Annotated in this window: 20 protein-coding genes; 12 read left to right on the forward strand and 8 right to left on the reverse strand. The window is 41.2% G+C overall.

Features of this window, described 5'->3' with window-relative positions; all coding sequences use genetic code 11:
* Nucleotides 1–20: 20 nt before the first annotated feature.
* The gene (locus M8998_RS07495; protein WP_249991918.1) at nucleotides 21–2,438 is read right to left on the reverse strand and encodes an alpha-ketoacid dehydrogenase subunit alpha/beta; all 2,418 of its coding nucleotides are present in this window, start codon (nucleotides 2,436–2,438) and stop codon (nucleotides 21–23) included.
* Between the two features lie 138 nt (nucleotides 2,439–2,576).
* Here M8998_RS07495 and M8998_RS07500 point away from each other — a divergent pair, with 138 nt between their 5' ends.
* Both M8998_RS07500 and M8998_RS07505 read left to right on the forward strand, forming a co-directional pair.
* A complete protein-coding gene (locus M8998_RS07500) occupies nucleotides 2,577–3,317 on the forward strand; it encodes a hypothetical protein (protein WP_249991920.1) in 741 nt (246 codons plus the stop codon).
* A gap of 24 nt (nucleotides 3,318–3,341) precedes the next feature.
* Nucleotides 3,342–3,815: an NUDIX hydrolase gene (locus M8998_RS07505; protein ID WP_249991922.1), complete on the forward strand. Its 474-nt coding sequence runs from the start codon at nucleotides 3,342–3,344 to the stop codon at nucleotides 3,813–3,815.
* 295 nt (nucleotides 3,816–4,110) lie between these two features.
* Here the strand turns inward: M8998_RS07505 and M8998_RS07510 are convergent, their stop codons facing one another.
* The 4 genes from M8998_RS07510 to M8998_RS07525 all read right to left on the reverse strand — a co-directional run bounded on the left by M8998_RS07510 (nucleotide 4,111) and on the right by M8998_RS07525 (nucleotide 9,167).
* Nucleotides 4,111–4,365 carry a hypothetical protein gene (locus M8998_RS07510; protein WP_249991924.1) on the reverse strand — a complete coding sequence of 85 codons (255 nt, stop codon included), beginning with the start codon at nucleotides 4,363–4,365 and terminating at the stop codon, nucleotides 4,111–4,113.
* Between the two features lie 139 nt (nucleotides 4,366–4,504).
* Nucleotides 4,505–6,193, reverse strand: a complete 1,689-nt coding sequence (gene asnB, locus M8998_RS07515) for an asparagine synthase B (protein WP_249991926.1) — start codon at nucleotides 6,191–6,193, stop codon at nucleotides 4,505–4,507.
* Between the two features lie 169 nt (nucleotides 6,194–6,362).
* The gene (locus tag M8998_RS07520) at nucleotides 6,363–8,201 is read right to left on the reverse strand and encodes a UbiD family decarboxylase (RefSeq protein WP_249991928.1); all 1,839 of its coding nucleotides are present in this window, start codon (nucleotides 8,199–8,201) and stop codon (nucleotides 6,363–6,365) included.
* Nucleotides 8,202–8,303: 102 nt separating this feature from the next.
* Complete coding sequence (locus tag M8998_RS07525) at nucleotides 8,304–9,167, reverse strand: SDR family oxidoreductase (RefSeq protein WP_249991930.1); 864 nt, start codon at nucleotides 9,165–9,167, stop codon at nucleotides 8,304–8,306.
* A gap of 211 nt (nucleotides 9,168–9,378) precedes the next feature.
* On the opposite strand from M8998_RS07525, the gene M8998_RS07530 reads away from it, so the two are divergent.
* Nucleotides 9,379–10,665 (forward strand): deoxyribodipyrimidine photo-lyase, encoded by a 1,287-nt coding sequence (locus M8998_RS07530; RefSeq protein WP_249991932.1) that lies wholly within the window; start codon nucleotides 9,379–9,381, stop codon nucleotides 10,663–10,665.
* Nucleotides 10,666–10,715: 50 nt separating this feature from the next.
* Here the strand turns inward: M8998_RS07530 and M8998_RS07535 are convergent, their stop codons facing one another.
* A complete protein-coding gene (locus tag M8998_RS07535) occupies nucleotides 10,716–12,464 on the reverse strand; it encodes a chloride channel protein (protein ID WP_249991935.1) in 1,749 nt (582 codons plus the stop codon).
* Between the two features lie 183 nt (nucleotides 12,465–12,647).
* Between M8998_RS07535 and M8998_RS07540 the strand changes: the two genes are divergently transcribed.
* The 6 genes from M8998_RS07540 to M8998_RS07565 all read left to right on the forward strand — a co-directional run bounded on the left by M8998_RS07540 (nucleotide 12,648) and on the right by M8998_RS07565 (nucleotide 18,819).
* The gene (locus M8998_RS07540) at nucleotides 12,648–13,490 is read left to right on the forward strand and encodes a methylated-DNA--[protein]-cysteine S-methyltransferase (RefSeq protein WP_249991936.1); all 843 of its coding nucleotides are present in this window, start codon (nucleotides 12,648–12,650) and stop codon (nucleotides 13,488–13,490) included.
* Nucleotides 13,466–14,065, forward strand: a complete 600-nt coding sequence (locus M8998_RS07545) for an alpha-ketoglutarate-dependent dioxygenase AlkB family protein (RefSeq protein WP_249991937.1) — start codon at nucleotides 13,466–13,468, stop codon at nucleotides 14,063–14,065. The genes M8998_RS07540 and M8998_RS07545 overlap by 25 nt, the downstream gene beginning before the upstream one ends.
* Nucleotides 14,066–14,151: 86 nt before the next feature.
* Nucleotides 14,152–16,011 (forward strand): mechanosensitive ion channel family protein, encoded by a 1,860-nt coding sequence (locus tag M8998_RS07550; protein WP_249991938.1) that lies wholly within the window; start codon nucleotides 14,152–14,154, stop codon nucleotides 16,009–16,011.
* Nucleotides 16,012–16,023: 12 nt separating this feature from the next.
* Entirely contained in the window at nucleotides 16,024–16,587 is a 564-nt protein-coding gene (locus M8998_RS07555; RefSeq protein ID WP_249991939.1) for a Crp/Fnr family transcriptional regulator, read from the forward strand.
* A 104-nt stretch (nucleotides 16,588–16,691) separates the two neighbouring features.
* Nucleotides 16,692–17,336: a superoxide dismutase gene (locus tag M8998_RS07560; protein ID WP_249992431.1), complete on the forward strand. Its 645-nt coding sequence runs from the start codon at nucleotides 16,692–16,694 to the stop codon at nucleotides 17,334–17,336.
* Nucleotides 17,337–17,829: 493 nt separating this feature from the next.
* The gene (locus M8998_RS07565) at nucleotides 17,830–18,819 is read left to right on the forward strand and encodes a beta-ketoacyl-ACP synthase III (protein ID WP_249991940.1); all 990 of its coding nucleotides are present in this window, start codon (nucleotides 17,830–17,832) and stop codon (nucleotides 18,817–18,819) included.
* Between the two features lie 115 nt (nucleotides 18,820–18,934).
* Here the strand turns inward: M8998_RS07565 and M8998_RS07570 are convergent, their stop codons facing one another.
* Entirely contained in the window at nucleotides 18,935–19,762 is an 828-nt protein-coding gene (locus tag M8998_RS07570) for a M12 family metallopeptidase (protein WP_249991941.1), read from the reverse strand.
* 427 nt (nucleotides 19,763–20,189) lie between these two features.
* Between M8998_RS07570 and M8998_RS07575 the strand changes: the two genes are divergently transcribed.
* The 3 genes from M8998_RS07575 to M8998_RS07585 all read left to right on the forward strand — a co-directional run bounded on the left by M8998_RS07575 (nucleotide 20,190) and on the right by M8998_RS07585 (nucleotide 22,611).
* On the forward strand, nucleotides 20,190–21,353 hold the full coding sequence (locus M8998_RS07575) for a metallophosphoesterase family protein (protein WP_249991942.1): 1,164 nt from the start codon (nucleotides 20,190–20,192) through the stop codon (nucleotides 21,351–21,353).
* A gap of 354 nt (nucleotides 21,354–21,707) precedes the next feature.
* Nucleotides 21,708–21,914 carry a hypothetical protein gene (locus tag M8998_RS07580; RefSeq protein ID WP_249991943.1) on the forward strand — a complete coding sequence of 69 codons (207 nt, stop codon included), beginning with the start codon at nucleotides 21,708–21,710 and terminating at the stop codon, nucleotides 21,912–21,914.
* A 22-nt stretch (nucleotides 21,915–21,936) separates the two neighbouring features.
* Nucleotides 21,937–22,611, forward strand: a complete 675-nt coding sequence (locus M8998_RS07585) for a YiiX/YebB-like N1pC/P60 family cysteine hydrolase (RefSeq protein ID WP_249991945.1) — start codon at nucleotides 21,937–21,939, stop codon at nucleotides 22,609–22,611.
* A gap of 33 nt (nucleotides 22,612–22,644) precedes the next feature.
* Here the strand turns inward: M8998_RS07585 and M8998_RS07590 are convergent, their stop codons facing one another.
* Nucleotides 22,645–23,547, reverse strand: coding sequence for a TIGR01777 family oxidoreductase (locus tag M8998_RS07590; RefSeq protein ID WP_249991946.1), 903 nt, complete (start codon nucleotides 23,545–23,547; stop codon nucleotides 22,645–22,647).
* Nucleotides 23,548–23,575: the final 28 nt, after the last annotated feature.

Below are 23,575 nucleotides of genomic sequence, written 5' to 3' on the forward strand. Positions count from 1 at the left end.
ATACGAGCTGAATTCTTCGGCTAATAGATGGCAGGATACTTTTGCGGATTAGTTTCACTAATCATGGCGTATACTGTTTCGATCACATCGTCTAAAGAAGGTTTTGTAAAATAATCGCCATCTGAACCATACGGAGGACGATGCGCTTTGGCAGTTAAGGTACGAGGCTGGCAGTCTAATAAATAATAACCTTTCTGATCTTCCAAAATCTTGCTTAAAATATAGGCAGATGCTCCACCGGGAAAATCTTCATCCACGACTAATAGTTTATTGGTTTTTTGCAGAGAAGTAGCGCAAATCTTATCACGGTCGAATGGCATGAGGTATTGCGCATCAACAATCTCTAATGAGATACCCAATTTTTCTAATTCCAATGCGGCTTCCTGCACGATTCGTAAAGTAGAACCGTAGGATACAACGGTGATATCTTGCCCTTCGCGTACGATTTCTGCCGATCCAAGAGGTACTGTGAAATCGCTAACATTTTGAGGCATTTTCTCCTTCAATCGATATCCATTTAGACACTCTACCACGAGTGCTGGCTCGTCTGATTTGAGCAGCATATTATACATACCAGCTGCTTGTGTCATATTACGAGGCACGCACAGGTGAATACCTCTTAGTGCGCCTAGTAATACCGACATGGGAGAGCCGGAGTGCCATATGCCTTCGAGACGATGACCACGAGTACGTATGATTAAAGGTGCTTTTTGCCTGCCTTTTGTACGGTAACTCAAACTGGCTAGATCATCGCTTAATACTGGAAGCGCATATAATACGTAATCTAAATATTGAATTTCCGCAATCGGACGTAAGCCGCGCATTGCTAAACCTATTCCTTTGCCAATAATCGTGGATTCGCGGATTCCGGTATCAAAGATACGCGCTGCTCCAAATTGCTCTTGTAATCCTGCAAATCCCTGATTCACATCCCCTATTTGTCCCACATCTTCTCCAAATGCGATCATACGATCATCCTTGGCGAAATGCTCACGAAAACAGGCATTGAGAATTTCTCTTCCATCCACAATAGGCGATTCTGCATTGTATTCTGGTTGTATATGATCAACCAACGATGGGCGCTGGCTACTGTTGGAAAACAGAAAATCGTTGTATCTATTCTGATTGACTTTTTTCTGTTGATTGTACCAACTCACTAAAGCATCTTTACCCGCAACATCCTCACCACGCAACTCTCGAAGCACGCGACGCACATTGCCGTAAATCTCGTGCAACGCATATTCAGTTAATGATTGCAAAGTCTTCAATGGCAGCTCTACTCGCTCATCTTTTATCTTACCTAACAATTCGATTGCCTGATCAAAGTCAGCCTGTAAGAGCTGCTGATAATCGGTCCATGCGCGTCGTTGCTCCGCCCGCACGGTTTGCTTGCTCTCTTGCTCAATTAATACTAAAGTTTCTTCGTCGGCGATACCGGATTCGATCATCCAATTTCGCATCTTTAGGTTACAGTCGTATTCTTCTTCCCAAGTTAAACGTTCCGGTGTCTTATAGCGCTCATGAGAGCCGGAGCTGGAATGGCCTTGTGGCTGCGTCATCTCGTAAACATGAACGATACAAGGTTTATGTTTCTCGCGCGCTAAATCCGTCGCCTTCTTATATACTTCGCACAATCCAGGATAATCCCAACCACATACTTTGAAAATTTCGAAGCCCTCACCATACTCATCTGCCTGGAACCCTTTGAGCACTTGCGAAATATCTGATTTTGTCGTCTGCACTTCATTAGGTACTGAAATCCCGTACCCATCATCCCAGATCGACACAACCATAGGCAGTTGCTTTACACCGATAGCATTAATAGTTTCCCAAAAGACGCCTTCGGAAGTGGAGGCATTTCCTATATTGCAAAAAACCACTTCACCACCATTATTAGAGAAGTATTGCAAATAGCGAAGCGATTCATTCCCTCTATAATATTTGGAAGCCAATCCCAAACCTACAGCACGTGCCATTTGCCCGCCGGTAGTCGAGATATCGGAAGCAGAGTTTTTTTGCTGCGTCTGATTCAACCATTGTCCATCCTCATCTAAGAGCTGCGTAGAAAAATGACAATTCATTTGTCGGCCTCCCGATGCGGGTTCAATATCCAGATTGGGTGTTGCATACAACTGACTGAAGAACTGATATACAGTAGTAAATCCTAATGCCAGCGCCATGGTTTGATCCCGGTAATAACCAGAACGCCAATCGCCATCCTGAAAAACTTTAGATAATGCAATTTGCGCGAGCTCCTTTCCATCTCCAAAAATGCCAAACTTTGCCTTCCCAGTAAGCACCTCCTTTCGACCTAACAAACTCACCTGCCTACTTTCAACTGCCAGGCGGTAATCATTAATGATCAGATCACGAAACTCTTCGAAACTGAGCTTTGATGAATCAAAATCTACGGTGTGGGTAGCGTTCGTATTAGACATTATTAAATATGGTTTCTAACAAAAATAGTAAAATTTTATATCGTTCTATACACGTTCTTCTAATTAAAAGCGCCTATATTAATATATTTGGGACGAAATTTGGCAAAGATTACTTACTTTTAGCCTCTTTTAAACGATATGAGTACGATTCATTTTTTTGATGCCAATAAGAGTTCTTCAGGTTCTTTAGGAAACTTAGAAAAGACCATCAACCTGCAGCATTTGCTAGAGACTCCTCTACCGAATCGCGATGCGAATTGGATAGCAGATTTTTTAGATAACATAGACGAGTGTAATTTACAACTGGCAGAGCCTGAGGTGGCAGTGGCCAATGATAGCTTTCCCTACATGAATGCGCGGACAGTAGCTCCAGAAACAAATTTCAAAGCATTCGTAATTCGAAATGAACTCGACACTATTCTGGCTAACGGCTTTGGCTTGGTCATTAATGCACACAATGATCAACCAGATTGGATATTCTCTCATGGAGATTTGCTAAATTTAAAGCTCAACAACGAATTTTACACCGATGAAAGTGCCTTCTCTGAACACGGTAAGGATTTTGTATTACCAAAAGACGAACAAGTTTTAGTAGGCCAACCTTCGGAAGCTATCTTGCCGGCTCAGACGAGAACACATTTACGGGAATTCCTGGCCTATTCCGGCATGAATAATGGTAAGGTAATGCTGATTGCGCGAAATTATGAGGATGAACAAAACATGACGCAGGACCTGATTTTCAATATAACCCCAAAATTGTTTGCCACACAAGATGCCTATGTACAGGTCATGAATACCATCTCCTGGTTCTTACCAAGACATTACTCTATCGCTGGTGTAGATGAATTGAGTGTCGAATCGGGTTTTGCACAGATCTAACAGCATCTCAAAAAACAATCAAACATGTTTTTATTCAACGTAAGGGTATATGGGATATTGGTAAACAAGCAAAACGAAGTACTCGTCAGTGATGAACAATTGGGCAATTTTGCCTTCACTAAATTCCCTGGTGGTGGACTGGAATACGGGGAGGGTATCATCGATGCACTTAAGCGGGAATTCTTGGAAGAGTGTAATCTGGAGATTGAAATCATCAAGCACCTGTACACCACCGATTTTTTTGAGAAGTCGTCCTTCAATGATAGTCAGATTATATCTATTTATTACTTAATACGTCCCAAGTCGGGACATAATTTAACATTGGACCACCCGATGTTTGCTCCTCTGCCCATGCCTGCTGCAGATAATCCAAACAAAGAAATCATTTTTCGCCTAGTCCCAGTGAGTCAAAATAAGACGAAAAATTTTACCTTTAAGACAGACCAAGTGGCTTGGGAAACATACATTTTAAAAGAGTCTGATAGATTATCACTGTAAGTTATCGACAATACAAAGCATGATAAATTTTTAAAATACTGATATTCAGTGATTTAAAAATTTACAAGTGTTTTGCAACGTTTTTTTTTCGATACTATTGTATTATATCCCATAACTATTTATCTTTATCTATCGCTAGATGGGAAAATATATCGTAAAGCACAAACGTTTTACCTAATTTTCATCCGGCCTTTTAGATTCGAAAAACACCTAGTTCCATAGGGTTTTTATTAATAGTTAGTGTGATTATAGGCGATACTCCCCGTATCGCCTTTTTTGTTTAGCCTGTCAGACATTATTCTTCAACATCTAAAATCATCTCCAACGCTCTAATACTTATTTTTGCCAAATCCTTGGAGAAACTTTGTTTACTGGTTAAGGTATGAGAGCAGTATGATAGCAACATACTGAAGGCAACAAAATCTTTTTTGGCCTCAATAAAGTTGTATAATACCTTTCTTAATAACATTAAATCATCTGGCTCAAGCGTAGCGGCCACTTTATGATGCAATAAATAATGTTCTAAGAATTTCTCTGCTTTATCACGCATTTTCAAATATAGAAAAATAATGATAAATTTATTTCTTTGAGAACAAATAAATTATTTAGACAATAATCAAGTAGATTTAAACAAAAAGAGGCGCCTAAGCGCCTCTATCATTCATCTATAAATTAATACTTAATTAAAGTCATACTACCTGTTCTGGTGTTTTCGAATAACTGTCGTTATGCACGTTTGCTACCGCACGTCCAGAGGGATCATTCATATTTTGAAAAGAAGCATCCCAAGCCAGTGCTTCTGGCGTGCTACATGCGACTGATTTTACAGAAGGCACGGTACTAGCCGCAGCTTCAGAAGGAAAATGCGACTCAAAGATGGAACGATAATAGAACTCTTCTTTACTTTTCGGAGTGTTAATAGGGTAACGACTAGCTGCAGCGGCAAAAGCTTCATCGCTTACATTTAATTCCGCTTGTGCTTTTAAGGTGTCGATCCAACTATAGCCTACGCCATCCGAAAATTGCTCTTTCTGTCTCCATGCGATACTCTCCGGAAGGTAGTCTTCAAAGGCTTTACGTACGACCCATTTCTCCATACGTCCATCTTTAATCATTTTGTCGGCAGGGTTTATACGCATCGCGACATCCATAAATTCTTTATCCAAGAACGGCACGCGACCTTCTACTCCCCATGCCGCCAATGATTTGTTGGCTCGCAGACAATCATATAAGTGAAGTTTTTTGAGCTTACGTACTGTTTCTTCATGAAATTCTTGTGCATTTGGTGCCTTATGGAAGTAAAGATAACCGCCAAACAGCTCATCAGAACCTTCTCCAGAAAGTACCATTTTAATCCCCATCGATTTGATGACTCTGGCCAACAAGTACATGGGAGTAGATGCTCTTATTGTGGTAACATCATAAGTTTCCAAATGATAAATCACGTCGCGAACCGCATCTAGACCCTCTTGAATGGTAAAGTTGATTTCATGATGTATCGTCCCAATATGATCAGCAGCTTTTTTTGCAGCAATGAGGTCTGGAGCGCCTTCCAATCCAACAGCAAATGAATGTAAGCGTGGATACCAAGCTTCCTCAGCATCGCCAGATTCTATTCGCTTGGAAGCATATTTCTTGGTTACTGCAGCAATCACTGAAGAATCCAATCCGCCGGAAAGTAATACCCCATAAGGCACGTCAGACATTAACTGACGATGGACGGCGTCTTCGAGCGCTTGCTTCAAAACATCTAAATCGGTATCATTCTCTGCCACGGCATCATAGGATTCCCAATCTTTGGTGTACCAACGTTGAGGAACCAGGCTTTCCGCACTATACAAATAATGTCCTGGAGGGAATTGCTCTATTCGAGTACAATAACCCTCTAATGACTTCAGTTCGGACGCTACGAATAGCTGCTCATGCTCATCATATCCGTAATAGAGCGGAATGATACCCATATGATCGCGTGCGATTAAGAAGCTATCATTTCTAGCGTCGTATAAAGCAAATCCAAAAATCCCATTTAAGTCGGCCAAGAAAGAAGCTCCATGTTCTAGGTAAAGCGCTAGTATCACCTCTGAATCCGACTGTGTAGCGAATGGATAGTCTGGTAAAGTGGCACGCAATTCCCGATGATTGTAGATTTCACCGTTTACAGCAAGCACTACTTGTTTATCTTCGCTATACAGCGGCTGACTACCTGATTGCGGATCGACAATAGCTAATCGCTCATGTGCCAAAAGTGCATTAGAAGAACTGAAAATACCAGACCAATCTGGCCCTCTATGACGGATCCTTTTGGACATTTCCAAGACCTGAGGTCTTAATACTTCTTCTTTTTTCTTTATATCAAATGCTCCAATAATCCCGCACATAATGTTTAAAATTTAATCGAATCGAACCTTTTGTCAATACTCTATAACAAAGAAACAGATTAAAAAATTAAATTCATAACATTTATTAAGTTTTATTGAATTATTTATAAAATAAACAAATATTAACTATTTATATCGTATCATTTCCACAAAATACTTGAAACAAACATCAAATCACACCATGTAACGATCCTCCTTTAGCGCCGAGTTGATCTACCCTACGTTCAATTTCCGGATCTTTAATTAATGCAGGAGCGTGATGCGGCTTGGCTCGTGCATCAATAATAAGCGGCCCATTGCACCCCCAATGTTTGAAACGAGTGAAAGCATCCACGCCATATATATCGTGCGACGGATTGCTACGCGTAAAGGTGACCCATACAAAATTGGCAGGTGAATCTGCTGTAAAAGCAGCGTCATCTGCCAGTACAATTAATCGGACTCCATCCAATGTCTCTGCATTTATGGATTTTGACCAAGCGTCTATCTTGAGTTGTTCTGACTCGTAGTTCTCGAAGGCACTCCCTTCTACGACTACCACTCCAGGAAGTGCTAATTTGGCATACCCAAATGGTCGTGGGAAATCTAAACCGACCGGAATCTCCGTAGCTAATGCATACTTAGGAAGGCCGACCGCAGCAAACACAACCTTGGAGCCAGCATTCAATCCATCGCCAGAATAATCTAATGTATCAATCGTCGTGTTAGTATGAAAATGCACATCTCTATCCCATTCGATGCGTTCTAAAATATGTTTTAAGTAGCTTACAACATCATGGATATCCAATGTTGGATTATCCTCATGAGAAGAAATGAATAAATATTTTGCCAGGCTCAATTGGTTTTTACCCAAAATCTGATTGGCAATCGTCAGTAATTCCTGCGGGCGCTCTACCTGCTGGTACGGCGTATATCTTTCGCTGCCAATCGCAAACAAAAGTGGGTGCACACCAGCGGCGTCTACCGCATGCACGGCATGCAAACCATTAATCTCCATAGGAATTGCGGATCCGGTAATTTCGTGGATCAACGCACCAAAACTTGTATCTTCCTGCGGTGGACGACCGACAACCGTAAATGACCAAATAGGATTTTTACGGTGATACACGCTGTGGACTTTCATCAGTGGAAACGGATGTGTGAGTGAATAATAGCCAATATGATCTCCAAAAGGACCTTCCGGCTTATTTTCATTTGGATACACCGTGCCGGTAATCACGAAGTCGGCATCAGATGAAATACAAAATCCTTCTTCATCATAGAAATAGCGAAATCTTCTGTTTCCCAGTGCACCGGCAAAGATCGTTTCAGACAATCCTTCAGGAAGTGGCATCACCGCCGATAGTGGATGTGATGGTGGACCTCCCACAAAGATGGATACTTTAAGTGGTTGGCCAAGCGCATTGGCTTTAGTTTGGTGCACTCCTATCCCACGATGGAGTTGGTAATGCAAGCCGATTTCTTCGTCAGCGATATAGTCATTGCCAGAAAGCTGAATTCGGTACATACCGAGATTCGCATTCATGATACCCGGACGGTCTGCATCTTCCGTGTACACCTGTGGCATCGTGACAAAGGCACCGCCGTCCATCGGCCAATTCACTATTTGTGGCAATTCTGAGATTGTGGTACGGCTATGCAGGATTGGCGCATTGTTTTTTTTCTTCCAAGGAAGTGCTCCAAGCGCTGTCATTGCCGAGCCGGCATAGTAAAAAGGTTTTTTCACAACCGACATCGGATCCATTTTCACATCCACCAACTTCTTTACGTTAGCTAGTGAATCACGAAACATGAATTTGGATCGATCCAACGTGCCGAACAAATTAGATACCGCCGGAAAGCGACTCCCCTTAATGCGTTCAAAAAAAATCGCTGGACCACCTACATCATACACCCGCATGTGTATGGAGGCCATCTCCAAGTAAGGATCTACTTCTTCTTTTATCCGTATCAAATGACCATGCTGCTCCAGATCGGCAACGCAATCTGCTAAACTTTTGTATCCCATATTATAATATATGTAGCTATTGCAAAAATAGCAGTATAATTAGCGCCTTTGTCTAAAACTGTAAAAAATACGCAGAAAGTGTAGAAGAAGCCTTTGACTTCTTTATTGATCCTGAAGAATGACCTCTTCAATCGGCGTAAAAGAGAAGGATACGCGTTTGGCCCAAGTAGTATTATCGAGCGGGTATTCATAGCGAAACATGCGCTTTATTTCTAAATGATCTTCTTTTTGCAGTTTACGTTTGCGTTGAAAGAATAAAGAATAAATAAAATGTGGTACGGCAACGCCTACGCTACTAACGTCATTTAGATTTTTATACATCCTGAATAGCTCACGCACGCTCATCTGCTGCACACCGCCCAATTCGAGCACTTGGTTAATAAAATCAGTCTGCCAGTTGATGGTACGAATCCAACGCAGCACGTCTAAAGCGGCAATAGGCCGAAACTCCACATTAGCGAGAGCCTCATCGTACCACACGTACTTTTCCATCATTAATTGCCTGAAATAACGATCGGCAAGGCTATGTTTGCCCAGTGCAATATTTGCTAATACAAGTGTGTAATCGATCTGGTATTCTACAAATAATTGCTGAATATAGGTGATATAGTCGCGATCTACTAAGCGAGCGAAGTACACGACCCGATTACACTGATTGGTTTGCAATAGGGTAATAAAATTCTTTAATCGGGTAAGCTCCACTTGCAAACTTACGTGATCATCTAGATTGGTAGATGGTGCGAAACAAATACCAACTTCCAAATTTTCTAAAGCACAATCGGTATAGGCATGCTCTTTTCTCAGCAAATCGACCGGCAGCAGCTTTGCTGTTACCGGCTCAAAACCAGTAGCCTCAAATAGCTTAGCATCTCTAATCAGACCGTACACCTGACAGTCGTCTGAGGCTAAATTACTTGCTGCTCGCCTCCCCAAGTAGCTATTAAGTCCGCTGATAAGCATACTCATATATTATTATTAATTGCGTTCTAACTGAACTTTATACAGTAGAATTAAACATCATCATTAGAACACGATCGTCAAACGTTTTGTTTTAGTACTATTTGCTTCACGAATTTATACGTGCTATATAATGTCGTAATCGTGTCAAATATAAGACCTCTAACGCGATTGCAGTATTGAAAACTTATATTTGTATACGGTCAAATTCACATATTTTATGGATAAAAAGAGAGTTGTTCTTGTTTGGTTCAGGAATGATTTGCGTTTACATGACAATGAGATTCTACTCGAAGCAGTCCAGAAGGCCGATTTGGTTATTCCTGTCTATTGCTTCGATCCCCGTTATTATACTACTAATAAATATGGTGGTAAAAATACGGGAGTTGTTCGTGCGCAATTTATCCGAGAAACAGTACAATCTTTCAAAGAAAGCTTGCGCAGCCTTCAGGGAGATCTGATGACCTACTGGGGATATCCAGAGGAAATCATTCCTAGACTAGCGGCGAAATACGATGCCGATGAAGTATATCATCACCGAGAGGTAGCTCAGCGAGAAACTAAAATTTCAGAGAAAGTAGAGTCTGCGTTGTGGCAATCTAATCGCATTAACCTCAAACATTTTATCGGACACACCATGTATCATAAGGAGGATCTTCCTTTTCCGGTACGTGATATTCCTGATTCCTTTCCGCTGTTTAAAAAGAAGATAGAGCGAGAAAGCCAAGTAAGACCTGTATTACCAGCAATTGATCAAATCTTAATTCCGGCACACTTAGAAACCACCGAGATTCCTGATTTAGCGGAGCTAGGATTTTCGGAACAAGAGATTGCGTCTACAACGCAAAAACAGTTGATCGGAGGAGAAAAGCATGGCCTGGAAAATTTGGATTTGATTTTAAATGACTCTTACAAAGGTTTTCACGACTTCACCCTCTTGTCGCCCTATATGGCTACAGGCGCCTTGTCGCCCATCCTCGTTTATCATCGAATGCATGCCGCGATGACGCCAACGAATAAGAAACGATTGGAAAGGAGAACAGCACGTCTTTTGTGGCGCGATTATTTTCGATTTATGCTAAAAAAATATCCTAACGTATACTTTAAACCGCTAGGACACCAAGGCACTCCTCCAGCAGAGACGCCTGCTGTAATGGATGAAGACCAGAAAAACAATTGGAAATCAGGAAACACTGGACAGCCCTTTATCGATGAAGCCATTCAGATATTAACGAACACCGGGAATTTACCTTCTGAAGCCAGGACTATACTGGGTCTTTATTTGTTGCAGGAAACTCCAAACAGCTGGCTGGAAAGTGCTTCTTTTTTTGAGGAACACCTATTGGATTATAGTCCGGCCACGACCTATGGCATTTGGGCTCATCTTGCCGGTGTTGGCACGAGCAAAAAGGATAATTTAAGCACTACACGTTGGCAAGATGCCCTATCAAAACAATACCCAAAAGGTTTGCAATTTGAAAAACTTTCCGGAGAAATACCCATGTAATTCGTATGGCCTAACTTCCTTCTCTATTGAATTCTTTTAGTACTTCAATCCTATTGATCGAAGTAGGATGCCTGTCTCACTAATAGGGCACGGTATTTATTGAAAACGGCAGATTTAGAAACAAAGCCTTGATAGCGACCATCAGCATCCAGTACCGGCAATATCCATACATCTTCCCGGTTCATCTTTTGCATCACTAACTCCATATTAGCATCTGTAGAAACTGTATCCATCGGCTTTTCTGCTAGTTCGGCCATGGTCTTTTTCAACCCCTCAGGCTGCTCTCCCAGTAGAATTTCCAACAATCGTTCGCTGTAGATTACGCCCAGAAATTTTCCGTCGAGATCAACTACTGGAAAGATATTTCTTTTTGTGTGAATGATATCGTGGCTTCTTTCCTGCGGATATTCATTTGGGCGCAGGATTGTAAAATTATTTTCCAAAACGTAACGAAGCTTCATCATGCTTAGCACGGTACGGTCCTTATCCTCATGACTGATTAAATCGCCTTGCTCCGCTAGTCCTTTAGTATAAATAGAGTGTTTTAGCACGACACGATTTATAAAATACGCGATGGCGGTTACTAGCATCAGCGGTACCATCAAAGCATAACCACCTGTAATCTCTGCAATCAGGAAGATGGCCGTGAGCGGCGCATGCATCATTCCTGCCAAGGCACCCGCCATACCTGCCACGGTAAAGTTAGTAATATTCAGATCCACCATTCCGGTTAGGTTAAGACCGTAAGAAAAGGCAAAACCCAACAAGCCACCGACTACTAAACTTGGTCCAAAAACACCACCATTACCCCCACCATTCAAGGTGATGAGCGCAGCAAATGATTTAGCAAATACGGTACACAAAGCAAATAAAACTACCATGATGCCCGTATGGCTGTAGTCAGAAAAAATACTATTCTCCAGCATCGCGGTATGATTTCCGTCCAGTATTTGCTGTATGGCCAAATAGCCTTCTCCGTAGAGCGCCGGAAAGATAAATATTAAAATGCCCAGACTGACACCACTAATCCATACTTTGCGATATGGATTGTGTACCTTATTATATTGTAATCGAAGCCATCCTGCGAGCTTAGCAAAGTAAATAGAGAAGCCGCCGACAATGATGGCGAGTAGGATATAGAAGAATAGCGCACTAAATACCCAATCATCGGTAACCAGGTGAAATAAGGGTTCACTATAGATTGAGCGCGATATCACTGCAGCAGTTGCTGTTGAAATAAGTAGTGGTATAAATACCGGAATAGAAAACTCGGGCAGTAGAATCTCAATCGCGAAAATCATACCTGCTACAGGGCTATTGAAAGCTCCAGAAATACCTGCCGCGGCACCACAAGCAAGTAGCAAAGTAACTTCACGGTAGCTTAAACCGAAGAAACGTCCCATATTGGAACCAATCGCGGCACCAGAATATGCGATAGGCGCTTCCAAACCAGAAGACCCTCCAAAACCTACCGTGATGGCACTGGTCACGATTTGCGAATAGATATTATGTGGCTCAATCTTACTTGAGTTTCGGGAGATAGCGTACATAATTGGCGTCATCCCATGTCCAAGTTCTTTTTTACGGATAAATCTACGTACGTACACCACACTCAAAAGAATACCTACCAATGGAAAAAGCAGGTAGAGGTAATACTTGTACTGAGAACGTACCTCGTCTTGCAAAAACGCAGCAATGCCGTGCGTCATGCCTTTTAGCAGTGCTGCAGCCAAACCACCCACAATTCCCACCAGCAATGCGACCAAGATTAAAAAATTTCGATTTGAAATTTTTTGCATACGCCACTTGTTCAATTGATCTATGAAGCGGTAGAGTTTGGGGGATATATTCATTTCAATTACGGGAATGGATAACGTAGTGAGTAATTACGTACAAAATTAGGGATTGTGTTTGGAATTCAGCAAATTTCGGATTTTATTTACGTGTTATCTTTCGGAACTTTGGATAATAAATAAATGAATATGGAAAATTCGGCCGCAGTTAATTATAAACGCATTGAGAAGGCGATCGCATTTATTAGCACTAACTTTGAGCGACAGCCAAGTTTGGAGGAAATTGCGGAGCAAGTACATCTCAGCCCTTTCCATTTTCAACGGCTGTTTACGGAATGGGCCGGCACCACTCCCAAGCGTTTTTTACAATACATCAGCATGCAATATGCTAAAGAAATACTAAGTAAAGAGCGAGCTACCCTGTGGGAAGCAACGCAGGCCACCGGATTATCCAGTACAAGCCGCTTACATGATCTTTTCATACAACTGGAAGGAATGACACCAGCAGAATACAAACAAGGTGGAAAAAACCTACACATCGAATACCGTGTTGACAACACGCCTTTTGGAGAAGTGCTGATTGCTACCACGTGGAAAGGCATCTGTTATCTGAGTTTTATAGAACACAATTTGGAAAAGAGTCTGCAAGCATTAATAGCAAAGTTTCCTGAAGCTACTTTCACCGCAGGACGCAACGAAATGCAAGATCAGGCACTACGGATTTTTCATCATGACTGGGCAGATATGCCACAAATTAAACTACACTTAAAGGGTACAGATTTTCAGCTGAAGGTATGGCAATGCCTTTTAGAAATCCCGAAAGGATCACTATGTAGTTACGGACAAATTGCACATGAAATAGGCACACCCTTAGCCTCCAGAGCGGTTGGTACCGCCATTGGCAGTAATCCTGTAGCCTATTTAATACCATGCCACCGCGTTATTCAATCGGCGGGTGGCATCGGAGGATATATGTGGGGTATAAACAGAAAAAAAGCAATTATTGGATGGGAAGCCGCGAAGAAACAGTAGAATACCTACCGCAAGACGGGAGCAGTGTTTACTATGGCACGATCTGGAGCACTGAAGAGGCGAACGGTTTTTTGATGGAACTGCTCGAAAACATAGCGTGGAAACAAGACGAAGCACTTATGTTTGGCAAGCGCATTCTTACCAAAAGAAAGGTAGCGTGGTACGGTGATCATCCATTCGAATATACCTATTCGAATACTACGAAGCGAGCGCTACCGTGGACCACACTTCTACAACGCATTAAGCAAGAGGTAGAACTAGTTACCGGAGAAACTTTTAATTCCTGCCTATTAAACCTTTACCACGATGGCTCGGAAGGGATGGCCTGGCATAGCGATAGCGAATCTGAGTTGAAGAAGTATGGCGCGATTGCATCGGTCAGTTTTGGTGCGCAGCGCAAATTTGCTTTCAAGCACAAAGCATCCAAAGAAAAGATAGATATACAGCTGGAGCATGGTAGTTTGTTGGTGATGTCGGGCACAACGCAGCAACACTGGTTGCATCGCATCCCTCCTACCAAAAAAATACACGGTCCGCGGGTGAATCTTACCTTTCGAACGATTGTAAAGCGGTAAACAAATCCACACTCGCTTAGGTCGAATGTTTGAAATATCGTATTTTTACCCAGAATCGAACGTTTACCTTTCGGCATATTCCGTGTATGATATTATTTAAAAGTAAGCCTGTTACCTCTGTTCTTATCCTCTTACTAGGCATGTTTTGCCATACGGTAGCCTTTGCTAACCAAAGACTGACGCAAGACACACTACAATCTCGTGCTGATACTGTATCGGCCATCAATCAACGGTCTGTGGATCTCATGCAATTGTTGGAACAGCAACGGCGTGATTCTGTAAAAAGGCTTGCTCTGGAGAACCAATTGCTCACCATACAATTGAGCGACCGAAAAGAAAACAAACAACTGGTAGAGGAATTACATGTGCTACGCAGCCGGGATTCCATTTTGTTGGCACGTCGAAAACAAAAGGTCGACTCATTAAAACTGCTGAACAACGGCGCACCTGTAGTCCCTTTTCGTGACACTATTTTTCGCATCTACACCAGTTTAGGCAGCTACACTGCTCGGGATCGAGCATCAGCGATCGAAGATCGTATTAGAAATTTGGCTGCAAACCTCGACTTTCAAGTCGACTCCTTGCGCGCTTGGCAAAACGAAAACAATTGGATCATTGCATGGAATGACCAGATGATTATGAGCTTCAATGATCAGGATGCGCTATGGACTAACACCGATATCGCCTCGCTCGCGGAAATGAAACTTCAGGATATTAAATCTGCAATTACTAAGTACCGAGAAGAAACGAGTTTAAAAAACTTGCTGACCTCCATCTTACAAGCTGCGCTTATCATTACGGTCTTATTGGTGCTCCTGATTGGAATGAATAAATTGGCAGCCTGGACCCGGCGTAAATTAATTGGCAACCGCGGAAAAAGGCTGCTCGGAATTCGAGTGCGTGGCTATCAGCTGATATCCCCTGAGCGACAGGTTCGCATTTTGTGGATACTGATTACAGGAGCTAAATGGCTGTTAATCCTTACATCCTTCTATTTGGCATTACCTATGATGCTCAATCTGTTTCCTAGCACGCGAGGTTACGCCCCTGTTTTGTTGAGTTATTTCCTGAATCCTTTGCACGATATTGGCGCTTCCGTGATCGCTTATTTCCCAAATTTGATCACGATAATCGTCATTTGTATCGTATTTTTCTACGCACTCAAGGTATTAAAATTTTTTGCTGGAGAGCTGAGAAGTGGTGCATTACATATCCCTGGATTTTTCCCGGATTGGGCCTTACCTACATATCACATTTTACGTGTCTTACTGCTGGCTTTTCTAATGATCGTGATCTTTCCTTACTTACCAGGGTCCGACTCTTCTATCTTTAAAGGTGTTTCCGTCTTTATCGGTGTGCTATTTACATTCAGCTCCGCTGGCGCATTAGGAAATATCGTAGCAGGATTGGTGTTGACGTATATGCGTTCTTTCTCGTTGGGCGACCGTGTAAAAATCGGAGATATCAGTGGAGACATTATTGAAAAATCGCTACTCGTAACTCGTATTCGTACAACGAAGAATGAGGTTATCTCTGTCCCAAACTCTCAGGTCATGAATAGCCACACGATTAACTACAGCGCGGATTCTCAAGAAAAGGGCCTGATCATACATACCAACTTAACAATGTCTTACGAAACACGTTGGCAGGTGGTGCATGAGTTGGCTAAAAAAGCCGCTTTACAAGTAGAACTGATCGAAGCCGAACCGGCACCATTTGTGCTGCAAAACAGTCTGGATGATTTTTACATAACCTATGAAATCAATGCATACACTAAGCATCCTAACAAACAGGCTCAGATCTATTCGGAGTTGCACAAAAGTTTGATGGACGTCTTTCATGAGGCAGGTATAGAATTGTTGTCACCACATTATAGTGCGATACGGGATGGCAATAAACCCGACATACCAGACGCCTTTATTTCGCCAAAAGATTCGCAGCATTAAATCAACCAAATCATGGATGCTGTAAAGCATATACTAGAAAAAATATATCCACTCCCGCCAGAATCCATTGCGCGTCTAAAAGAGAAGATTACGTTAATTAATCTAAAAAAAGGCCATTTGCTGATGCGAGCAGATCGCCTGGAAAAACATCTTTATCTAATTAAAAAAGGTGTCGTGAGAGCATATGCTGATTCCGAAAAAGGTGAGATTACATTTTGGTTTGGTCAAGAAGGAGAAGCGATTCTATCAATGGCCAGCTATGTAATGGATATACCTAGCTACGAAAACATCGCGCTTATTGAGGATTGTACTCTTTATCAAATCGCAAAGTTTGATCTTCAAGAGCTATATAAAAGTGATATTCACCTGGCGAATTGGGGTCGGAAATTAGCAGAGTATGAATTGATAAAGGCAGAACGTCGAGCGATATCGAGAGAATTGCGCTCTGCCACAGATCGCTATCAGACCCTACTATCAGAGCATCCGCGCCTTATACAGCGTATTCCGTTGAAATTTATTGCCTCTTATTTAGGCGTTACACAAGTAAGTTTGAGTCGAATTCGTAAAGGAAGTTAGGTGTCTTATACAAAACTATACCTATCTTTATTTGTTAAACAACAAACAAAAACAATAAAACGATGAAATTTTATAAAGCTACTTTTCTAATTTCTGCTTTGATCATGGGTCAGGCGGCTATAGCACAGTTCAAACAAGCTCCACTTCCATATGCATACAACGCATTGGAACGTGCAGTAGATGCCGAGACAATGGAAATACATTACTCGAAACATGGAGCGGCTTATACGAGCAATTTAAATAAAGCAATTGCCGGAACAGCTTTGGAGAAAGAAAGTCTTGAAAAAATTCTTGCAAAAGTATCGTCAAATAGTGATGCTATTCGCAACAATGCCGGTGGACATTACAACCATGAACTTTTTTGGACAATCCTTACACCGAATAAAGACACGAAACCTACTGCTGCACTATCAGCTGCCATTAACCAAGAGTTCGGTTCTATGGATGCCTTGAAAGAAAAATTAAATAAAGCAGGAGCAGATCGCTTCGGATCTGGATGGGCTTGGTTATCTGTAGATAACAAAGGTAAACTATTTGTGTCTTCTACTGCCAATCAGGACAATCCTGTGATGGATATTGCAGAGAAAAAAGGAACGCCAATTTTGGGTATTGATGTATGGGAGCATGCGTACTACTTGAAATATCAAAACAAGAGACCGGATTACTTAACCGCGTTTTGGACTATCGTGAACTGGCCAGAAGTTAGTCGTCGTTATGATGAGGCTCTTCAGATGATCAAAAAGAAGTAATATTTTCGATCTTGCGATAAGTAATTTGTAATAATAGGGCTTGCTTTCTATATTCGAAAGTAAGCCCTATTATTTTCTATATAAGTTGTATTGATGCTTACATCCAAACTAAGTTACCCAATAGGCAGATTATATTTGATTGAGCTGTTAAAGCAGGTAGTGCCAAAAAATCGGCAGTAATTGCCGCTGGATTGATGGCCTATCTTATAAGCTAACACTTCTTTTTTTCGAAGATGATTTCTTTAGGCAAAAGAAGCAAAAGCGTACGTTTTGGGCATTAATCCATTTCAGGTAAAGTTTATAATAGAAAAAAATAACTTACGATTTACAATAAGTTTTAACGATATTTGCATGTATTTTTGCACAGGCAAGTAAGTATGCACTTCCTTACAGTTAAGATGATAACGCATACTAAACATTCGAAGAGATTTGCGTCACAAAAAACAATAACTACACAGAATAAACTTTTACAGGAGAGATACAGTTGCAGAGCATGTACAATAGACAATACGCTTCGATCACAGCGATAGGTGGTTACCTTCCCCAGCAAAAAAGAACAAATCATGATTTAGAGCAATCCTGCGCGACCTCAGATGAATGGATTGTAAAGCGTACCGGAATCAAGGAAAGACGCATATTAGAAAAGGATCTAGCTACATCTGATATGGCAGTAGCGGCAATTAAAAATATGGTTGCAGATTACAATAGAAATATCACCGATATCGATGCGATAATCGTTGCTACTTCTACACCTGATATGTTGATGCCTGCTACAGCAAATTTGATCGCAGAAAAACTAGGTCTTACTAATGTATGGGCTTTTGATGTCAACGCCGCTTGTTCAGGCTTTTTATATGCGCTAGACTTGGGTGCCTCCCTAGTGGAGACAAATCGCTACCGTAATGTAATTGTTGTAGGTGCGGATAACATTAGCTCATTTGTAAACATTGAAGACCGCTCTACCAATATTCTTTTTGGAGACGGCGCCGGCGTAGTATGGCTAGAACCATCTCAGGAGGAGGGTATTATGGATGCTTTCTTACAGAGCAATGGGATTGGAAAAGAGTATTTGAACATCGAAGCCGGAGGGTCGTTGTACCCTTTCAATGGAGATGCCGTGGAAAACGAAAGAAAATACATTCGTCAGGATGGCAAAGTAGTTTTCAAACAAGCTATACAATCTATGAGCGATGCCTGCAAACATGTGCTAAATAGAAACAATCTCACCATTGAGGATGTCCGCTGGTTGGTACCACATCAGGCGAATAAACGAATTATCGACGCGGTTGGTAAAGAGATCAATATTGAAGAAGGAAAAACACTTTCTAACATTGAATACTTAGGAAATACGATTGCGGCAACCATACCACTGTGTATCTGGGAAAATGTAAAGAAGCTAAATAAAGGAGATTTGGTGATGCTTACCGCTTTTGGAGCTGGCTTCTCTTGGGGAGCAAGTTTAATGCGTTGGATGATTGAGTAACTCACATTTGGATATCCTATACGGCACAACAGCCGATAAGGAGGCTAAAAATAAAAGGACGGTGCAAAAAATAAATTTTGCACCGTTTTTTTATGATCCAGAAAAATTAGTTCACTTAAAATGGATATAATATACCTGCAATCTGCCTGTCGCCATTAGATAAAACGGAATTGTTAGGCGTATTCTGAGTTTGATTGATCATCCTGCCCAAAATAGGATAATGCATAATAGATAATTGATCGTAGGTATTGTAGGTCGTCTGAGAAGCACTATATCTATTTAATAGATTGACATCTACTTGTTGTCTGCTCCAATAATTTGGGGCACCCGCATAATAGTCATATACAAATTCGCGATCCCAATTCAACTGCGCTTCCGGATGTTGTTGCTCATGGATCATTCCTAAAGCATGTCCGAATTCATGAATAGTGGTACGACTAAATTCGGTATCTGAGGTATTGTTGTTAAACCAGCCAAAATTCATTGTTTCTTGATTGGTAGGGATACGCAGTGCATCAGTCCCTAGATAGGAATAAGAGCCTTGTCCCTGTCTGAATGATACCCGCAACATACCATTATTCGCCACAAAGTTAAAGGTGATATTAGCATGCTGTTCCCACTGTTTTGCATAAGCAATTACTTTCTGGCGCACAAAATTGGTCCCTCCAATAAAACTTACGGTAATCACTTGGCCACGACGCCAAAGTTTGGCCGTAAGTGCGGCGCCACGGGGTTCGGTTTCACCATCCAATCCAACGATGCGGCACGCTTCTGCCCGAGGATCTCCCACATACTGATCATAATTAACCGCATTCACGTTCGAGATTTCTTCTGAGATAGCATCCAAATCTACCTGAGACGCTTCCTTTTGACAGGAAATTGTAACCATTGCCGATAGCGTTACCGCTGCGGACCATTTCCAAATACTTTGCTTTTTAATCATATTTCTTTTAGTTAGTGTGTTTACGTAATTTCTTTTTCTTAACCCATGGAAAGAGCAAGAAATTACAGCTGTTAGTTGAGCTAATTTAAAAATAAAATATTATAAAAATACCATAATGATGAATTTCTTTGAAAGAAAACACAACGTTAATTACACCAATCATTCCGACTTACAAAAAACTTGAAGTTAAAAATTACACAATAAGCATGTAAAAGCACCTCTATATTGAGAATATATTAAAATAAAAACTTCACAAAAATTTAACATTGAAAAGCATACTAACCTCACCGATGTAATGTACATTTGTAGTATCAAAAATTTAGGTTTATAATTGGTTAGCAAAGATTTTCATTCTCCCCGTTTGAAAATCTTTCTTTTATAAAACAAGTTATACTTATTTTAAAAGCGGAGAACAAACTTGTCACTTATGTCGAATTCAGCAAAATATACAGTACCTGTAGCATTAAATAGAATCACTGAAGATGCCCATGCCTTCAAGCCTTTACCGCCACCATCAGGGGCATATCCTTATAGTTTACCATTAACATCGATTGTAACAGAAGAGCAGCTGGAAGATCTAAAAGACATAATGACATTTCATTTGGTAGGTGATACCGGCAGTGCAAGACATTCCCCTTTTCAATCTGTATTGGCTGCAAATATCAATATTCACCGTAAGGAAAGTGAAGAATCACCTGCCTTCCTATACCACTTGGGCGATGTGGTGTACAATCATGGTGAAGCATCAGAATACCATCAGCAGTTTTTATCGCATTATGAGATGTATGAAGCACCAATCTTTGCTATTCCAGGCAATCACGATGGCGATATTAATCCGCAGGCCGAACCTTATGAGAGTCTCGATGCTTTTATACATGTATTTTGTAGTAAAGAGCCCACACCGATACGCTTCGGACAGAATAGTAAAAGGCTTACTGGAACACAACCAAATGTGTATTGGACGTTAGAGACTCCTTTAGCTCGTATCATTGGACTTTATGGGAATGTAAACAAGCATGGGATGATTGATGATACACAAAAGAAATGGTTTAAAGCAGAACTACGACGTGCTAAAGAGCATCCAGAGAAGCAAGCATTACTTATCTGCTTACATCATGCCCCTTATTCGGCAGACAGCAACCACGGCTCCAGCATACCGATGATTGAGCTGCTTGAGGAAGCCTTTAAGGAGATAGATATACTTCCCGATGCCGTATTTAGCGGCCACGTACATAATTATCAGCGTTTTGTAAAGCATTATGAAGGTAAGGATGTCCCGTATATAGTGGCCGGAGCAGGTGGGTATGCTGATCTTCATACAGTAGCGAACCGATCGGATAATAGCGTAGCTCCTCTGCCTGAGCAATATGGAAATGTAACACTGGAGAGTTATTGTGATACGCGTTTCGGATTTCTGTCGCTTACCATAGAGAAAGTAAAAGAGACCAATGATTTACAAATTTCAGGATATTACTTTGCGTTAAAAGGCAAATTTGATGCGAATGAAACTCCTGAATGTGTGGATAAGTTTTCATTTTTAACGACTAAAAATTTGATAGACAAAAACGAAGTGGAGAATTGCTTTGATTAAAGCATAAGTTATAAGCCATACCATTCTCGCTCAGTGCGATACGAAATCATCGATTATAGAATTTAACATTTTTTACACGTTTAAACACCATTAAAATCGACAGCTAATACCAATTAGCATAAAATTTGTGGCACTATATAGGCGGGACACTCAATAATTAATTGGTGTTTACACCTATATTTTGTAGCTTTGTATATTCATAATTTTAGGTTAATAATTGGTTAGTTAAAGGCTTTCAACCTCCCCGGTTGAAAGCCTTTTTTTGTTTCATAAGATGTCTTCTAAAAATTCGATAAGATCTTACAGCATAACCTACAGAGACCTGAATTTAACTCTTGAAAAAACGATCTTGGCATGTTTGTTGCGAATAAAGAGCTGAAGCCAAAGAATTGGGACTTGTATAAGTTGCCATACTTTAAAGTAGCTTTACAAAAAGACACTATCACACCAACTATAAAAGAAGGTGGTCGCTATGCGGCCACCTCTCTTTGCTTTATAGCCCTACACATGGAAGGAGACCTAGATTTCTTATTTCCATTTTGCAGCTCTGCCTCCATTTAATGTATAATAACGACATTTGTATATGATCACCATCAAAAAAGGCACATTTCGTACGCTCCTATGTTATTTTGGGATGTATATTACCATAATACAGATCGCGTTTGCTCAAAGCAAAACATTGCCACGAGTTCCTGATATCGAATTTCATAACGGAGATTTGCTGTTTGTAGGAGCTTCAACAGCCAATCTGTCCGGAGCAATAGATCGGGTAACACAGACAAGTGCAAAAACGGCATTAGATCATGTTGCAATAATAGAAGTATCATCGGATTCCATATTTATTTTACACGCCAATACGAGAGCAGGATCTGTAAGAGAATTGCTTTCTGACTTTTTGATAGATCAAAAAGATCGTCAACAACACTACAGTGTGTATCGCTTGCAGCCTGACTATCAGCAAGCAATTCCGAATGCCTTATTGCAAGCCAAAAAACTATTGGGTCGTCCGTACAACCACACCTATATATTGAATGATGATAGTCTTTATTGTTCTGATTTTATTGAGCGTATATTTCGGGCAGATCATATTTTTGAACTTGAACCCATGACGTTCAAAAATCCCGAAACACAACAGCTGGACACGTTCTGGAAGTCTTACTACCAAAAATTGCAGATAGATGTACCCGAAGGGCTACCCGGCTGTAATCCAAATGGCATGGCGGCCAGCGACAAACTGGATTATATTGGCCAATGGTAAGTGAATTGATTTCCTTTTCGTAAAGGAGAACTATTACAAATCTTCTAGCCTCGGCTGTAAGAAAGTGAAACCAGCATCCTCTACTTTTTTTGATGATACTGGGGCACTTTTTAACAATTCCTGCGATAATTCGCCCAAACCTATCTTAAGGGCAAAAGCTGGTATTGGTAACCCAATGGTAATGCCCGATGATTTTTTAAGCAACTTTCTGGTAAGTATTGCCTGCTGTTCAGGATATGGGGCAACCGCATTTATCGGCCCTGTTATAGAAGTGGTGACTGCGGCAAAAGTATACATACGAAGCAGGTCGTCGAGGCCGATCCAACTAAACACTTGCTTACCATGGCCAAAACGGGGTGCTACGCGAAATGCAAATGCTTTTTTCATCTCCTTCCACATGCCACCATCAGGATGCAATACTAACCCTGTCCGAATCCAAACCGTACGCACGTCGGTGCGCCGTAATGGCTTAGCAGCAGCTTCCCACTCGGCACATACATGGGCTAAAAAATCATCACCTGCAGGGTCTTGCTCTACAAAAGGTATTTTACCGGTGGCAGCACCGTACCAACCCATGGCAGAAGCGGAGACAAAAGTTTTTACTTGACTCCCACGAGTAGTAATCCAGTCTACTAAAAGCTGTGTGCTCTTTGTACGGCTTTCCAATAACACCTTTTTGCGATCAGCAGTCCAGCGTTTTTCAGCTATACTGGCTCCCGCCAGATGAATAACCGTATCAATATCCTGCAGCACATCCGGCGAAATAAATTCATCTTGTACATTCCATAAACAGTAACGTACTCGTGACTCCTGCCTCTGGTCTTTCTCATCCCGGATTAACACGGTAATATGCACGTCGCTAAATGCCTTTAAAAGATGTGACACTAGTTTAGTACCAATAAAACCGGTTCCTCCGGATAGCAGAATATTTTTCATCTTTTGATGTCTATTGAATAACGCCTAA

Source organism: Sphingobacterium sp. lm-10 (genome assembly GCF_023554555.1).
GTDB lineage: Bacteria > Bacteroidota > Bacteroidia > Sphingobacteriales > Sphingobacteriaceae > Sphingobacterium.